This is a genomic window from Myroides odoratimimus, assembly GCF_030326305.1.
GTDB lineage: Bacteria > Bacteroidota > Bacteroidia > Flavobacteriales > Flavobacteriaceae > Flavobacterium > Flavobacterium odoratimimum_A.
The window spans coordinates 67,574-84,205 of sequence record NZ_JACAKB010000016.1; the positions used below are offsets into that span (position 1 = coordinate 67,574).

Annotated in this window: 18 protein-coding genes; 10 read left to right on the forward strand and 8 right to left on the reverse strand. The window is 32.8% G+C overall.

Annotation, left to right across the window (positions count from 1 at the left end):
* Positions 1 to 70: 70 nt before the first annotated feature.
* The gene (locus HX049_RS12050) at positions 71 to 292 is read left to right on the forward strand and encodes a hypothetical protein (RefSeq protein WP_286416078.1); all 222 of its coding nucleotides are present in this window, start codon (positions 71 to 73) and stop codon (positions 290 to 292) included.
* 133 nt (positions 293 to 425) lie between these two features.
* Here the strand turns inward: HX049_RS12050 and dnaN are convergent, their stop codons facing one another.
* From dnaN to HX049_RS12075, 5 genes are all read right to left on the reverse strand, one after another.
* The gene (dnaN, locus tag HX049_RS12055) at positions 426 to 1,544 is read right to left on the reverse strand and encodes a DNA polymerase III subunit beta (RefSeq protein ID WP_041891132.1); all 1,119 of its coding nucleotides are present in this window, start codon (positions 1,542 to 1,544) and stop codon (positions 426 to 428) included.
* Positions 1,545 to 1,625: 81 nt separating this feature from the next.
* The gene (gene gldG, locus HX049_RS12060; protein ID WP_286416079.1) at positions 1,626 to 3,311 is read right to left on the reverse strand and encodes a gliding motility-associated ABC transporter substrate-binding protein GldG; all 1,686 of its coding nucleotides are present in this window, start codon (positions 3,309 to 3,311) and stop codon (positions 1,626 to 1,628) included.
* A complete protein-coding gene (locus tag HX049_RS12065) occupies positions 3,311 to 4,027 on the reverse strand; it encodes an ABC transporter permease subunit (protein ID WP_286416080.1) in 717 nt (238 codons plus the stop codon). The genes gldG and HX049_RS12065 overlap by 1 nt, the downstream gene beginning before the upstream one ends.
* Before the next feature lie 8 nt (positions 4,028 to 4,035).
* A complete protein-coding gene (locus HX049_RS12070; RefSeq protein ID WP_006259028.1) occupies positions 4,036 to 4,332 on the reverse strand; it encodes a putative quinol monooxygenase in 297 nt (98 codons plus the stop codon).
* A 10-nt stretch (positions 4,333 to 4,342) separates the two neighbouring features.
* Positions 4,343 to 5,179 (reverse strand): SAM hydrolase/SAM-dependent halogenase family protein, encoded by an 837-nt coding sequence (locus HX049_RS12075; RefSeq protein ID WP_041891118.1) that lies wholly within the window; start codon positions 5,177 to 5,179, stop codon positions 4,343 to 4,345.
* 96 nt (positions 5,180 to 5,275) lie between these two features.
* On the opposite strand from HX049_RS12075, the gene HX049_RS12080 reads away from it, so the two are divergent.
* Positions 5,276 to 6,256: a PhoH family protein gene (locus HX049_RS12080; RefSeq protein ID WP_041891115.1), complete on the forward strand. Its 981-nt coding sequence runs from the start codon at positions 5,276 to 5,278 to the stop codon at positions 6,254 to 6,256.
* Positions 6,257 to 6,301: 45 nt separating this feature from the next.
* Here the strand turns inward: HX049_RS12080 and HX049_RS12085 are convergent, their stop codons facing one another.
* From HX049_RS12085 to HX049_RS12095, 3 genes are all read right to left on the reverse strand, one after another.
* The gene (locus tag HX049_RS12085; RefSeq protein ID WP_006259031.1) at positions 6,302 to 7,087 is read right to left on the reverse strand and encodes a hypothetical protein; all 786 of its coding nucleotides are present in this window, start codon (positions 7,085 to 7,087) and stop codon (positions 6,302 to 6,304) included.
* A gap of 269 nt (positions 7,088 to 7,356) precedes the next feature.
* A complete protein-coding gene (gene ybaK, locus HX049_RS12090) occupies positions 7,357 to 7,845 on the reverse strand; it encodes a Cys-tRNA(Pro) deacylase (protein ID WP_286416081.1) in 489 nt (162 codons plus the stop codon).
* 40 nt (positions 7,846 to 7,885) lie between these two features.
* Positions 7,886 to 8,122 (reverse strand): hypothetical protein, encoded by a 237-nt coding sequence (locus tag HX049_RS12095; RefSeq protein WP_006259033.1) that lies wholly within the window; start codon positions 8,120 to 8,122, stop codon positions 7,886 to 7,888.
* Positions 8,123 to 8,368: 246 nt separating this feature from the next.
* Here HX049_RS12095 and HX049_RS12100 point away from each other — a divergent pair, with 246 nt between their 5' ends.
* The 8 genes from HX049_RS12100 to HX049_RS12135 all read left to right on the forward strand — a co-directional run bounded on the left by HX049_RS12100 (position 8,369) and on the right by HX049_RS12135 (position 16,536).
* Positions 8,369 to 9,316 (forward strand): isopenicillin N synthase family dioxygenase, encoded by a 948-nt coding sequence (locus HX049_RS12100; RefSeq protein ID WP_006261068.1) that lies wholly within the window; start codon positions 8,369 to 8,371, stop codon positions 9,314 to 9,316.
* Positions 9,317 to 9,547: 231 nt separating this feature from the next.
* Positions 9,548 to 9,895 carry a translation initiation factor gene (locus tag HX049_RS12105; protein WP_006259036.1) on the forward strand — a complete coding sequence of 116 codons (348 nt, stop codon included), beginning with the start codon at positions 9,548 to 9,550 and terminating at the stop codon, positions 9,893 to 9,895.
* 16 nt (positions 9,896 to 9,911) lie between these two features.
* Positions 9,912 to 10,784, forward strand: a complete 873-nt coding sequence (locus tag HX049_RS12110) for a nucleoside phosphorylase (RefSeq protein WP_016649505.1) — start codon at positions 9,912 to 9,914, stop codon at positions 10,782 to 10,784.
* A gap of 689 nt (positions 10,785 to 11,473) precedes the next feature.
* On the forward strand, positions 11,474 to 12,979 hold the full coding sequence (locus tag HX049_RS12115) for a succinate CoA transferase (protein WP_286416084.1): 1,506 nt from the start codon (positions 11,474 to 11,476) through the stop codon (positions 12,977 to 12,979).
* A 118-nt stretch (positions 12,980 to 13,097) separates the two neighbouring features.
* Positions 13,098 to 13,943: a substrate-binding domain-containing protein gene (locus tag HX049_RS12120; protein WP_286416086.1), complete on the forward strand. Its 846-nt coding sequence runs from the start codon at positions 13,098 to 13,100 to the stop codon at positions 13,941 to 13,943.
* Between the two features lie 23 nt (positions 13,944 to 13,966).
* A complete protein-coding gene (locus HX049_RS12125) occupies positions 13,967 to 14,911 on the forward strand; it encodes a transglutaminase-like domain-containing protein (protein WP_041891100.1) in 945 nt (314 codons plus the stop codon).
* 8 nt (positions 14,912 to 14,919) lie between these two features.
* Positions 14,920 to 15,306, forward strand: coding sequence for a DUF423 domain-containing protein (locus HX049_RS12130; protein WP_041891097.1), 387 nt, complete (start codon positions 14,920 to 14,922; stop codon positions 15,304 to 15,306).
* A 99-nt stretch (positions 15,307 to 15,405) separates the two neighbouring features.
* A complete protein-coding gene (locus HX049_RS12135) occupies positions 15,406 to 16,536 on the forward strand; it encodes a redoxin domain-containing protein (protein ID WP_286416088.1) in 1,131 nt (376 codons plus the stop codon).
* Positions 16,537 to 16,632 lie beyond the last annotated feature (96 nt).

The window sequence follows — 16,632 nt, forward strand, 5'->3', positions numbered from 1 at the left end:
ATGTTCCTATTGAAACATTCACTTAATCTTGGTATAGTCTTAGCGGTCTTCTAGACAAACATCTATTATTATGAAACCGCCTATTTTTATCATTCAGATAATCACTTTATCTGTTTCCATCTACTTTAATAGTCTAGCAATAGATTACTTGATTCAATATATACATACTGACCTAGATCATATCTTTGGTATAGCACTTGGTATCACTACGATTTCTTCTATTATTACATTACTGACATTCACTTACCTCATTTGGGGTATAGTACAGCATATCACTAAACGAATAACCTAGTACGCTATCAAGAATTTTAAGGCTTATCGTATCGATATTTACCCAAATACACCTTTAGATATCCTTGACTAGTAGAAACAAAAAAACCTCCCTTCTAATTGAAGAGAGGCTTATATATTATATAGTTTATTTCTTAACTATTAAGCATTACAGGCATTACTAACATCGTAACTGTTTCACCATCTTCTAACCCATCTACAGGTGTTAAGATACCAGCTCTATTAGGTAATGACATCTCCAATAAAATATCATCAGACTGTAAGTTGTTTAACATCTCTAATAAGAATCTAGAGTTAAACCCGATTTGCATATCATCTCCTTGATAATCACAAGTAAGACGCTCATCTGCTTTATTAGAATAGTCAATATCTTCAGCAGATATGTTTAATTCTGTACCAGCAACTTTTAATCTTATTTGATGTGTTGTTTTATTAGCATAAATAGAAACACGTCTTACAGAACTCAAAAACTGCGTTCTATTGATTAAAAGCTTATTTGGGTTCTCTTTAGGAATAACTGCCTCATAATTTGGATATTTCCCATCAATCAAGCGACAAGTTAAAGTATAATTCTCAAAAGAGAATTGTGCATTAGATTCATTAAACTCTATAACTACATCTGCTCCTAAAGCCATCAAGATACTCTTAAGAATATTAAGTGGCTTCTTAGGCATGATAAAGCTAGCTTCATTTGAAGAAACAATATCTGTACGAGAATATTTTACTAATTTATGTGCATCTGTTGCCACAAAGATTAATCCTGAAGGAGAGAATTGGAAGAATACTCCTGACATCACAGGACGTAAGTCATCATTCCCAGCAGCAAATATAGTTTTGCTAATAGCTGTTGCTAGAACTCCTGCAGGAACTTCTGTTTTAGAAGGATCCTCTAATGACTCTGCTTTAGGAAACTCATCTCCTTGTGCATATGCTAAAACGTATTTTCCTACGTCTGAACTAATTTCAATTGTATTGTTTTCCTTAACTGAAAAAGTCAATGGCTGCTCAGGAAATGTCTTTAATGTCTCCAACAATAACTTTGCAGGAACAGCTATACTTCCTTGACTTGTAGATTCAATTTCTAAAGTAGCAGACATTGTAGTTTCTAAATCTGAAGCAGATACCTTTAATACATTATTATCTAACTCAAATAAGAAGTTATCTAAGATATGTAAGGTATTACTACTGTTTATTACACTACCTAGAACTTGTAATTGCTTTAACAAGTAGGAACTCGATACTATAAACTTCATACTATAATTGTTTTATATGTAAAAATACTTTTACAGTTACAAATATATCCGATTATTACCAATAATAAAAGGATTATTACGTTACTTTTTATTGAATTTGCGTTTTCTTATAAGAATAAATATAGTTCCGAAAACCACAACTAGAACTATAGGTATCACTAATACTTTCATTTGAATAGAAGTATATTCTCGTTCTACACTAACTTTATCTAGCATCGGAATCTTAACCTCTTTGGTTCTCAAATTAATAAGCCCCGTATCATCTAAAAGATAATTTACTGAATTAACTAATAACTCCTTGTTACCATAAAGCATATTAGTCCACTTATCATACCCCAGCTCTAGAGGCATTCCTTTATCGTCTAATTGATTTTTAATAATATCTCCATCAGAAATCACAATCATTTGAGTCTGTCTACTCTCAGAAATCGGCTTATCTAGCCCAAAAGGAAAGACTCTATTCTTAAAAACAGAAGGAAATTCTCCTTCTAAAAGAACTCCTAGAATGTAATTCCCTTTTCCTTCATAAAACTCAGGTGTGACCTCCTCTTTTAAAACGTTGAAGTTTATTTCTCCTGGTACTCCCACTAGACTAGAGTATTTAGATGATTTAGCCAAAACTGTTTTTTTAACTCCGTTTTTTAGAGTATCTATTGGAGAAGCAAAGTCATACTTCACTCCTTCTATATTTTTTACAATAGGATGATCAATATCAGGATAAACAAATGGTGCAAATTTCCATAAGAAATCGGTATAGACTGTTTCACTCCCTTGTCTGCCTGATGCCAGTTTTATTTTTGTACTAATCTCATCTTTTACTAATACTGGATTAATACGTATACCATACTTAAAAAGTAGTTCTCCTAAGCTTTGATCTTTATTATACGCCAACATCGTTCCATTAGATCGCAAACTATCAAAATCTGCCTGAACTTGATCTAACAACCACATCGTTTTACCACCATTCATTACAAACTGATCCAACACCCCCACTTGCTCTTCAGAAAAAGCTTTAGTTGGCTTAGCAATAATCGCTAAATCAAAATCTTTTAACTGTTCTAAAGTCTTCTGTGGCTCGTTAGAGACAGATTCTAATGTGAATGGCGCTAAGTGATAAGTCTCACGCAAAGTCATCAGAAAGTCTGCTATATAAGCATCATCTAACTCTCCATTTCCTTTAAGAATAGCTATTTTCTTACTCTTCTCTGTTGTTACTTTACTGATAGCCTCAGCTAGCGCATATTCTAAATGTTGTACAGACGAAATCACTTTTTCTTCTGTATTCGCCCCCATCATATTCTTCAGCAATTGTACTCTAGCAACTTTCTCCCCTTGACTCACTAATGCCCAAGGAAAAACCAATTGTTGACTTTGAGCCCCTTTATCTGTAACTGTAATGGTTACAGGCTTTAATCCATATTCATATAATTGCTCTAAGGTTTCAGCCTTATTAGCTCCTTCTTCGTTTGGATCAATAAATCTAAATTTGATATTTTCATTTCTAGATTGTATTTCCTCTAGTAATTGTTTTGTCTCGTTCTGTAATCTTCTAAACTCTAATGGAAAGTTCCCTTTTAAAAATACATCTACGATTAACAGTTCTTGAACATTATCTACTATCCCAACTGTACTTTTAGACAAAGTATATCTCTTGTCTTGCGTAAAGTCAAAACGTGTATAAGTTAAAGCACCGATAACATTAATGACAACTAAAACAACTAATAATCGAACTAGCAGCTTTACATCTCTTTTTTGAAACTTTTTCATTATTTGCGTAGTGTTTTAATTTTAAAGACAGTTAACCCTAGACACAAAACAGTCATGGATCCGAAATAAATCAAATCTCTAGTGTCTAACACCCCTTTCGAAATACTTCTAAAGTGATATAGAATCCCTATTTTTTCAAACCACTCTCCAAATAGCCCTGCTAACATATCGATTCCCAATGAAAAAAACAGGCACAAAACAACACCTACTATAAAGGCTACGATCTGGCTCTCTGTCAATGAAGAAGCTAACAGCCCCATCGAAACATAACAGCTCACTAAAAATAACAATCCTATAAATGAACCTATTATACTACTATAATCAATTACCTGTCCTTCTAATACAATATTATTCAGTACAAAAACGTAAACTACAGTAGGCACAATAGCCATAAATATCAATGCGAACACTCCTAGATACTTCCCTAGTACAATCTGCCACACAGACAAAGGCTTAGTCAACAGCAACTCTATCGTTCCATTTTTAATCTCTTCTGAAAAGCTCTTCATACTAACAGCGGGAATCAAAAATATCAATACCCAAGGGGCTAAATAAAAGAATGGTGATAAATCTGCAAAACCACTTTGCAACACATTATATTCTCCATCTATAAACCATAGTAGAGCTCCATTTATCACTAAAAATAGGACGATAACAAGATAACCTGTCAATGAGCTAAAGAAAGCTCTAATTTCTCTAAGACTAATTGCCTTCATAAAAATATCTATTTAAGAGTAACGACTTTATCCACACTCCACGCCTCTGCTTTCTCTTTGAATAAAGTCTTTGTGTAAGGCCATATCTCCCCGAAAAGTTCTGATTTTTTATATGCTTCTAGATTACTTTCATCTTCCCAATAACTATAAGTAAAGAAAATATTAGATTGATCCTTATCACGATATACTTCTAAGAATTGACAACCAGGATAATGTCTTACCTTATCCTTAATCGTATCAAAATGCTCTAAAAAATCATGTACCTTATTTTCAAGCAAGGTTAGCTTTACAATTCTTATAAACATACTTTTTATTTTAATATTGTGTTTCAGAATCAAATTCAATGACAATAGTATCATTTAATTGAAGATTCATTAATTTTCGCGGAGTTCCTCCTGGTGTATCAGGTTTAGAATAGAACAATGCAATCGTCAATAAGTCTATATCATTAAATATAGCAACTAGTTCGCCTGCCCTTTCTTTTAAGGTAGCTCTATCATTAAGCTTGAAGTCTGCAAAATAGTCATTTATTCGATTGATTCTATAATTCTTAACTCTAATAGCGAATTCTCTGCCTTCTGAGACTACTTCGTAGTCACTTCTATGGATATTAGTCACAAGGTTACCATAAGAATCCTCATAGATTACCTTACCTGTTATTTTATTTCTATTTAAAACGACATTTGTAGCCAGTCTACTAGGACTATAGATAGATTCTAACATCACTCCTATTTCTTCTAATTGACGACCTTCATTTAGTTGATATGCACAATAGACAAATATATCATTTGATTTCATCATACCATCATGATTAATCTCTATTGCTTTATCGAAATCCTCTTCTCCTAATATAATACTAACTATTCCATTATCTGCTGTAATAAAATAATGTCCATCAAATTCTACACAAATTGCCTTTGTATAGTCCGTCACAGAAGCATCAACTGCTATAATGTGAATAGTACCTTTGGGAAATTGGTTATATGCTGCCCCGATAACGAATCCAGCGTCCTCGGTATTATATTTACTTATTTCGTGTGAGATATCAACTAAAGTACAGCCAATGATATTCGAATAGATCTTCCCTTTCAAAGCTCCTACATAGTGGTCCCGATATCCAAAATCTGTTGTTAGTGTAATTATTCTCTGCATTATTATTTTTCAATATATTTTTAAGAAAAATGATTTTTTTATAGTAGATTTGAATATACAAAATTAGATTATTTTTTTTAATTAACTCTACAGGTATTGAACGAAAGGATAATAGAATTAACAGATTTTAGCCCTAAAGATTTTTGGGGTCCACAAGACACTCATTTAGATATACTTAAAAAATTATATCCAAAGATTAAAATTGTGACGAGAGGATCAGTCCTAAAGATTTATGGAGATCCAGAGATTTTAGATGAATTTGAGAAGAGTTTTGACCGACTAGTCAAATATTTTATCAGATATAATCGCATCGATGAAAACATTATCGAAAGGTTAGTCTTAGATAGCGCTCCTCCTTCTCTTCCTACAGATGACATTCTTGTACATGGCGTATCTGGTAAACTCATCAAAGCAATCACCCCTAATCAACAAAAACTAGTTAAATTCGTTGAAAAGAACGACATGGTTTTTGCCATAGGGCCTGCTGGTACTGGTAAGACATATACAGGAGTAGCATTAGCTGTAAGAGCTCTAAAAAACAAAGAGGTAAAAAGAATCATCCTAACTAGACCTGCTGTGGAAGCTGGAGAAAATCTTGGTTTTCTTCCTGGAGACATGAAAGAAAAACTAGATCCATATATGCAACCATTATATGATGCTCTAAGAGATATGCTTCCTCCACAGACATTAGATGACTACATCCTTAAAGGGGTTATCCAGATCGCTCCATTAGCATTTATGCGTGGGCGTACATTAGACAACGCCTTTGTTATCCTAGATGAAGCACAGAATACGACTCATTCTCAAATGAAGATGTTTCTGACACGTATGGGAAAAAATGCCAAGTTTATAATCACAGGAGACCCTGGCCAGATAGACTTACCTAGAAAGGTATCTTCTGGATTAAAAGAAGCTCTTTATATCCTAAGAGATGTAGACGGAATAGGAATGCTATATTTAGATGATAAAGATATCGTACGACACAGATTAGTAAAGAAAATCGTAGATGCTTATAAGACTATTGAAGAAAGACCTGATAAGATGTCTATAGAAGAACTAAAAAAAATGGAAGGTTAATTAGTTAACCTTCCATTTTTTATTATTTATTTCAATACAATTATTCTACATATTGTATGTATCTCTTAAGAACATAAGCTTTTGCTTTCCTTCTTCATATAGATACAAGTAATCATCTTTAAGCTCAAAGCGATCACAACTATCTAATACTGCTAGTAGCTCCTTCTCTTTCTGATACATCTCAGTTACATATTCTGGAGAAAGTACTACTTTAAAGAAGATTGAATCCCCTTCACATCTAACATCTCCATAAATCATATGATTCCCACCACTTCCAGAGAAACTACGTGTATTAATATCAATACAAATCATAGGAATCTGATTAATACCTAATTCTTCTACTCTCTTATCTTCATAAGACTGAAAAATCCAGTTACCAGATAATTTATCTGTATATAAATAGTGTCCAAAACAAGCAAAATCAATTACATCATCTTCTACACCATCGTGTTTCTTAATTAAACGCACTGCTACAGAGTGATCAAACCTACCATCTGCAAAGTCCTTTGCAGTCTCATCTTCATAAATCACGATCTCTATCTCCTCATGCTTCGTATAAGACTTATATATTCTAGATTCTCCATCCACTAATGGTTCTACAAATGGAAAAATTATCTTCTGATTAGGTTTTGTACTTGAATAAACAATTCCTTTTTTCCCAATTGATACAACCTGTGGTAAATCTTGAGCTACTGCTTTAAAAAAAGTACCATCTAAATCATTCTTGCTCAATAGGTCAATTTGTTTATTACTAGCTTCTTTAAAGCTTTTTTCTTTAGATTGATCTACCCCACAAGAAGGAAACAACGAAACAGTTAACGCCAATATCATATTTTCAATTTTACAGTATGCAAAGATAAATCCTACTATCTTCTAAAAAGAATTATTCACTCTCTTTTAGTATTAATTTAACTCTGAATGACTACATTCTTTAAACTTTCATCTTATTTGTCCTTGCAAAGATACAACAACAATAATTAAACTGCATTTCTATTTGACACCTATTGTCATAATTATAACAAAACATTAATAAATACATGCATATTAAATCATCTGTTTTGTACTAATCACACAATTTCTACACACATTTCATTTTAGGATTACTCTTTTTTAACAATATCACCGAACTTACCATTCACAATATTCGATAAATCACCAGGACTAATACCAATGCTCAGTCCTTTACGTCCACCACTCACATAGATAGTCTCTAAATCTTTTACTTCTATATCTATAAATGTAGGGTATAGCTTCTTCATCCCTATAGGAGAACATCCTCCTCTAATATATCCTGTTATTCCTAACAAATCCTTTACAGCTAACATTTCTATCTTTTTCTCTCCACAGATATTAGCTGCCTTTTTTAAATCTAACTCACTATTAATAGAAACCACAAAAACATATATCGCATTCCCCTTACCATGAGCCACCAAAGTCTTTAACGACTCTAGTTCAGATATTCCTAACTTTTCACAGACAGATTTACCATCTATTAGTTCGTCAGAAATATCATACTCATACATATCATAACTTGTCTTCTTACTATCTAATATACGTAAAGCATTAGTCTTTGCTACCTTTTTACTCATTCTGCTATCTTAATTTTATCAGGAGCAAAATTACTACTTTTTACAACAAAGTCGTTTTATACCCTGTTTGTCTTAGACAAAACATAAAATCGTCTTGATTATTGCATACGCAATATATATTCATATTCGATCCTACTACTTTCTTAAAAATTGGCTTAAAGCTCTTCGGTAATGTATTATAAAACTCATCAGCGTTAGACACCTTATATTTAGGATCAATGTCCACCGCTACTAATACAACAAATTCATTCGATTTTAATTCAATAGGTAATTTCATAGTTTTTTTATTTTAATGGTTATTACGGCAATTTATAAAAAAATTCATTAATTTTTTACATTCATTAAAAAAATCACAATCCTATAAACATACTATTCTTTCGAAATTCTCAACATACACAATCACATATTCAGAATAATTCACACCCAAAAAAAACATAAATTGTAGTTATCAACACTATTTTGTGGAAAAATAATATACATTTGTGTCAAATAACTCAAGTAAGCATATATAACAACTTAGAAAATGCAAAACATTCCTAGTGTTGACTTACGTGATTTCCTATCGGATGACCCGGTACGTAAACAAAAGTTTGTAAATGAAATCGGCCAAGCCTACGAAGAAATTGGATTCGTAGCATTAAAAGGACACTTTTTAGATGATCAATTAGTTGATAATCTATATAAAGAAGTTCGTAATTTCTTTAATCTTCCATTAGAGACTAAAAATTCTTATGAAGTACCAGGTATTGGTGGTCAGAGAGGATATGTTTCTTTTGGTAAAGAGCATGCTAAAGGAAGAACAGAAGGTGATCTAAAAGAGTTCTGGCATTTTGGACAGTACGTTGAAAATGATCCTGCTTTAGAAGCATCTTATCCTGCTAACGTAGAAGTAAAAGAGTTACCTCAATTTAACGCTGTTGGAAAAGAAACTTACCAAATGTTAGAAAAAACAGGTGTATACGTATTGCGTGCGCTTGCTTTATTCTTAGGTTTAGATGAGTTCTACTTTGACAAATTCGTTAAAAACGGAAACAGTATCTTACGTCCTATCCACTACCCTCCTATCCAGAACGAACCTAAAAATGCTGTGAGAGCAGCTGCACATGGTGACATTAACTTAATCACTCTGTTAATGGGAGCTCAAGGTAAAGGACTACAAGTACAAAACCACGATGGACAGTGGATCGATGCTATCGCAGCTGATGATGAATTAGTAATCAATGTTGGTGACATGTTATCTCGTCACTCTAACAACAGATTAAAATCAACTATCCACCAAGTTGTTAACCCTCCTCGTGAATTATGGGGAACTTCTAGATACTCAATTCCATTCTTTATGCACCCAGTGAGCACAATGCCACTAAACTGTTTAGAGAATTGTATCGATGAGAACAACCCTAAATTATATGAAGATATCACTTCAGGAGAGTTCTTACACCAAAGACTAGTTGAATTAGGCTTAATTAAATAATTAATTCTAATAAAAACATATTCTTAAAAGAGGGAGCCCATTACTCCCTCTTTTTTATTTCATGCGATATACTTCGTAAAAGGTCATTTTTTTTACCCCATTTATATTGATTGATTTTAACATATTTCGTATCTTTACTTATATACATAGCATTCTAATCATTCTCCTGTAGAAAGACTAGAATACGCTTTTAGATTAATCATTTTTATAAGCACCATATTACATAACTAAATGAGTAAAAAGTTAAATAGCTTAGATGCCTTAGGAGGCTTTGTTTTTTCTACTAATAAGGATTTTGAATTCGAACAAGAAGAATCCACAGAAACTCTCGCCCCTAATCTTCAAAGATTAGAAGCACATATAGACAAAAAAAATAGAGGTGGTAAAGTAGCTACCCTTATCAAAGGTTTTGAAGGAAATGAAGACGACCTTAAAGATTTAGCTAAAAAACTAAAAACACTATGTGGTGTTGGCGGAAGTACAAAAGATGGCGAAATAATTATACAAGGTAATTTTCGCGATAAAATAATGGATTATTTAATAAAAGAAGGCTACAAAGTAAAACGTGTAGGCGGCTAATTAAAAATTTAATATTATGAAGATTAAATCATCTGAATTAATTCTAAACCCTGATGGTAGTGTATACCATCTAAACTTAAGACCTGAACATGTTGCTAAAGACATCATATTCGTAGGTGACCAAAACCGTGTAGACAGAATCACTAAGCACTTCGATGCTATTGAATTCTCAACACAAAAAAGAGAGTTTAAAACAACTACAGGTACGTATAAAGGAAAACGTCTAACTGTAATCTCTACAGGTATCGGACCTGACAATATTGATATTGCTGTTAATGAAATTGACGCTCTATTTAATATTGATTTAGAAACTAGAGAAATTAAAAAAGATCTTACTTCTGTAAATATTGTAAGAATAGGTACATCTGGTTCTTTACAAGCAGATATTCCAGTGAATAGCTTTGTACTATCTCAGTATGGATTAGGACTTGATAACTTAATGCGTTCTTACCTTATTGACGGAGTTACAGATGTTGCTTTAGAAGATGCTTTTATTGAACATACAAATTGGGATCTTAAAAAAGGACGCCCATACTTCATTAAAAACAGTGCAGAGTTAGAAGCTAAATTAGAAAGCGACTTAACATTCAAAGGAATTACAGGTACAGCAGGTGGATTCTACGGTCCACAAGGACGTGTACTTCGTCTACAAATCCAAGATCCAGAACTAAACCACAAAATCGATAACTTTAAATTCGGTGAATACCGTATTACAAACTTCGAGATGGAAACTTCTGCTATCTATGGTTTATGTAACTTATTAGGACACCATGCAGTATCTCTTAATACAATTATTGCAAATAGAGCTAACGGAACATTCTCAGAAGATCCTTATGCAGCTGTTGACAAACTAATTGTATATACATTAGACAAACTTAGCGCAATATAATAAGATTACTTTTTCTAAAAAGCTGCCTCTATGAGGTAGCTTTTTTTATATCTACTCCCCACTATTCACTACCTCTTATACTACTAAAGTAGCACACTAAAAGCGATCATATTGCAGTTGATTTAACTTTAAGTATAATACCCCTGTGTTATGACACCGTTATTTTACCCAAAATAACGGACTCACTACGGACTCATATCGGACTCAGTACGGACTCATTCAAAACAAAATGCGTCACGATCTGCAATCGCCGTACAACTATTCCTCTCTTTATTATATTTACTATTTATTATACTTGTTCCTTCTTCTAGAAAAACAAATCTCAATACTTCAAAAAAACTCTTCTAAAGAACTTCTCCTAATTCAAAATACAAAATCAATAAATCACAAAAACTAAAGAAGTATTACTACTAAAAAATCTACTTTAACTATCGTTTTCGACATTAATTCAATAAATCAAACTATAAAAAGCCTTATTACCAAGTTTAGTACTTATAAAATAATATCAAAAAATTAACAAAAACAACCTCACCTAACAGTATCGTTTTTATATCTTAATTTTTTAAACATTATCGTATTTTTTTAATAAATAACTTATATAAATCAATATAATTAATATATACGTTTATTTTATTTGACTCTTACAAATAAATGCACTTAATTTAAGGTGCTTAAAATTTTTATTTGAAATGACGAAAGAAGACTCGAAACTAGAGAGGATAAAATACGCACCGTATAGAGAGCGTATTGTGTCAGCAGAAGATGCTGCTCTCTTAATACATGACCAAGCTGTAGTAGGAGCTAGTGGCTTCACTAAAGCTGGAGATAGTAAATCTGTATTACCTGCATTTGCATTACGCGCAGCAAAAGAAAATGTTGCGATTACCTTAATAACTGGTGCCTCATTAGGACAAACTACTGACGCTGATTTAGCAACCAACAATGCCTTAATCCGAAGAATGCCTTTCCAAGCAGATTCAGTATTAAGAAAGTCTATAAACAGCGGACAAGTAAAATATATCGATCAACACTTAAGTGAAACGATCGAACAACTTCAAGAAAAACATATTCCTCAAGTAGATATCGCTATCATTGAGGCTACTTATATTAACGAAGAAGGATTTATCATTCCTACCACATCTATTGGTAACTCTGCTTACTTCGCTAGTGTAGCTAGAAAAATCATTATTGAAGTAAATACAGCTATTCCTTTAAAAATAGAAGGTGTACATGATAATAGTGTGCCTATCAAACAACCACGTAGAGAGATCATCCCTATTCACACAGTAAAAGATAGAATAGGAGAAAACTTTATTCGTCTAAACCCAGATGACGTTATTGCAGTTGTTTACTCTAGTATAGAAGACACTCCAGCTCAATTACCAGAACCAGATGTTAAAACTTCTGCGATCTCTGGTCACTTACTTAAATTCTTCGAAGAAGAAGTAAGAAAAGGTAAATTAACTCACTCTCTTTTACCATTACAAGCAGGAATCGGAAAAGTAGCTAATGCTGTATTAACTGGTTTTATTGATGGTCCATTCCACGACTTGACAATGTATTCTGAAGTATTACAAGACAGTACTTTTGATTTAATTGACTCTGGAAAAATGACTTTTGCATCAGGATCTTCTATTACTGTAACTGAAGAGTGCTATGGAAAAATCATTAATAACTTTGGACAATATAAAGATAAACTAGTACTACGTCCACAGAACATTAGTAATGCTCCTGAAGTTATTCGTAGATTAGGTATTATCGCTATTAATACTGCTATCGAATTTGACATCTACGGTAACGTTAACTCTACTCATATCGGAGGTAGTAAAATGATGAATGGTATCGGTGGGTCTGGAGACTTCGCTAGAAATGCTTATTTAAGTATTTTCGTTACACAAGCAGCATCTAAAGAAAACAATATTTCTCACGTACTTCCTATGGTATCTCACGTAGACCATACTGAGCATGATGTAGACATCCTAGTTACAGACCAAGGTCTAGCAGACTTAAGAGGTCTATCACCTAGAGAGCGTGCAGAAGTTATCATCGAGAACTGTGTACATCCAGAATACAAAGCAGAATTAAGAGATTACTTTGAAAGAGCAAAAGAAAGAGGAGGACACACTCCACATGTCTTAGAAGAAGCTTTCAAATTCCATATTCGCTTCCAAGAAAAAGGCTCAATGAAACCTTAATAATAAATAAAAACTCTACTCTCTTTTTAGTAGAGTTTTTTTTTGTTTTACTCTTAAAATATTATCTAAAAAATGCCCTATTTTACTATCTTAGCATAAAAATGTAGTACGATTTAAAATGGCAAATGTAAATATTATCGGAGTGCCTGAGCACTTCAACCTCCCTTGGCAATTATGTATAGAAAATGGTGAGTTCGAAGAACTTGGTATTAATTTAAAATGGACAGATGTACCAGAAGGCACTGGAAAAATGTGCCAAATGCTAAGAGATAAAGAAACTGATTTAGCTGTTATACTTACAGAAGGAATTATCAAAGACATATCTGAAGGTAATCCAGCAACTATCATACAAGAGTATGTAGCATCTCCTCTACAATGGGGAATACATGTAGCACACAACTCTCCTTATCAATGTATAGAAGAACTACAAGGTAAACGTATCGCCATCAGCAGATATGGTTCTGGATCACATCTAATGGCTATTGTTCATGCTCAAAAGATGAACTGGGACACGGCTTCTCTTGATTTTGTTGTTGTCAATACATTAGACAATGCAGTAGAAGCTTTAACTAAAGGTGAAGCAGATTATTTTATGTGGGAACACTTTATGACTAAACCAATAGTAGATCAAGGAATCTTTAGAAGATTAGATGACTGCCCTACTCCTTGGCCTTCATTTGTAATAGTTGCAAATAATGAGTTCTTAAATAAAAATAAAGGGCTTATAAACAATTTACTAGATTGTATTAATGCTACTACAGAAGAATTCAAAATGATCCCTTCTATTGACCGTACGTTATCTAGTAAGTATAATATCAATATAGACGATATTAAAGAATGGTTAGGTATGACTAAATGGTCTCAAAGACAATTGTCAGAAAAACACTTTAATAAAACACAAGAACAATTAGTGGATTTAAATATAATCACTAATACTATTAAATACAGCGAAACCGTTTTATAATATAGTTTTGATCTTAGAGTAAGATGAGTAATAATACAGAATTACCAGATAAAGTTTCTGAAAAAAGTTGGCTTAAGTACTTAAGAGTCCCAAAACCTTGGGACAATATCATTATACTTATACTTAATGTACTGATCACCATCCCTATCTTTATTATTATTCATCAAAATATAGATGACCCGAACTGGCCATATCAACTAGATCGTATCATTCTATTTCTGTCTATAATAGGTATACTACAGTTCTTACTTCAAAAGATGAAATTAGTATTAAATATGCTAATTATCATTTATTTGATTGTTCTTATTGTCAATTCTTTCTTTGGAGGTTATGGTTATAATGCTGTCTTTGAAGACTATAAAGTTATGATTTATGCGATGGCAGAAGATCCTAAACCACAAGATCTTATCATTTCTAAGCTACTGCCCTTTCCTAATAAGAGTAAAATAATCCCTGCAATAGAATATGATAAACCTATCGTAAGGAATTATGCTTTAGCAACTACCCGTAAACACTTTAGCAATATTCCAAATACTCAACATTATAGACAGATAGTACAATCTTTAGCTATTTTTAAAGAAGTACGAACTAAATGGAATTATGTAAATGACCCTAAGGGAAGAGAATATATCGCCACAGCATCAGAATCATTACAGCATTTCTCAGGAGACTGCGATGACTATTCTGTATTAATGGCAGGACTACTCAGAGCTATAGGTGCAACCCCAAGACTGATACACACTAAAGAACATATGTATCCTGAACTATTAATCCCTAATAAAGGAGATCTAGAACAGGTAATCTACCTTATTAAAGAAGTTCTTTTTAAAGAAGAAAGTAAAGGCAAAGAGATACATTATCACATAGATGAACGCGGTCAAATATGGTTAAACATGGATTACACTGCTAGATACCCTGGTGGACCGTTTATGTCAGAAGAAATATTAGGACAACTCACTTTTAATTAAATAAATATATGGAATTAGTTAATACAACTCCCCTCATAGCAGGTTCAATATATGGCGCATTAGCTATTATATTTGGAGCCTTCGGAGCACACGCTCTAAAAAAACATATGACTGCCGAGCGCTTAGAGAGCTTTGAAGTCGGCGTAAAATATCAAATGTATCATGCTATCCTACTACTAGTATTAGGATTAATGCCAGCACATATCCACATAACTAGAGCAGTTAATATCATCATCATAGGTGTATTCTTGTTCTCTTTTAGTATTTATGGATTGACTTTAAGCGCTACATTTAAGAAAAAAATCAAGATACTTGGCCCAATAACTCCTCTAGGAGGTGTGTGTTTAGTAATTGGTTGGATAATGCTGTTAATTCAATTCATAAAACTTTTATAGACTTTTTTAAGCTAATTTTAGGTTAATGTAGTTTTTTAAGTATATTTGTTTACATAGTGTAATTATAACTTGTATTTCTAATACTAAAACACGAAATCGATGAAAAAAATTTTAACTGTACTTGGAGCTGTAGCTGTATTAGCTTCATGTAACAAAGAAGCTACTGGTTATACAATCAATGGTGAAACTAAAGGGCTAACAGATGGTACTAAAGTATATATTGAGAAAATTGATATAGCAACAGGAACTACAGTAGCAATTGACTCTACTGAAATTAAAGACAATGCATTTACCTTCAAAGGAGCTGCTGAGAGTCTAGACCAAAACTTCTTTTCATTTGGTAAAGAACCAGGAAAGTTACCTTTCGTTTTAGAAAATGGTAAAATCGTTGTTCAATACGATAATGAAAAAGCAGAAAACAGTAGCGTAACAGGTACTAAAAACAATGATGAGTATACGGCATTCTCTAAAAAGGTAGATGAATTAGAAAAAGCATTATTCCAATATCAAGGTGATAACCAAGAGGCTTTTAAACAAGCTAATGAAGCTCAAGATCAAGCTAAAAAAGATGCTATTATCAATGGTTATATGGCATTAGCAGAAAAGTATGATGAGTATGTAGAAGATTATATTGATAACAATGCTAACTCATTCACTACTTTAGTTTATTTATCAAAAACAGTTGGTACAGGACAGTATATCAAAGAAGAATTAGTTGAAAAATTCAATAAATTCGATGAAACTTTAAAGAACACTACTGTAGCAAAAGCTTTTAAAACAGCATTAGACGCTATTCCTGATGCTAAAGTAAAAATTGGAGACAAAGCTCCTGATTTCAGTGCTCCATCTCCAGAAGGAAAAGAAATTTCTTTAAAAGAAAGCTTAGGTAAACTAACTATTATTGATTTCTGGGCATCATGGTGTGGTCCTTGTAGAACAGAGAATCCTAATGTAGTAGCTCTATATGAAGAATACCACCCTAAAGGATTAAACATCATTGGTGTTTCTTTAGATAAGGATAAAGCAAAATGGATCGAAGCAATTGCTAAAGATAAATTAACTTGGAATCAAATCTCTAATTTAAAGTTCTGGGAAGAGCCTATCGCTCAAACTTATGAAGTACGTGCTATTCCAGCAACTTATCTTCTTGATGAAAATGGTGTTGTAATCGCTAAAAACTTAAGAGGTAAAAAGCTTAGAGCTAAAGTTCAAGAAATCTTAAACAAATAAATATCTACTTAAGATATAGAATCGAGTAGGAGGCTGAAGATTATTTCTTCAGCCGACCTCTCACACCACCTGGCATACGGATCCGTACCAAGGCGG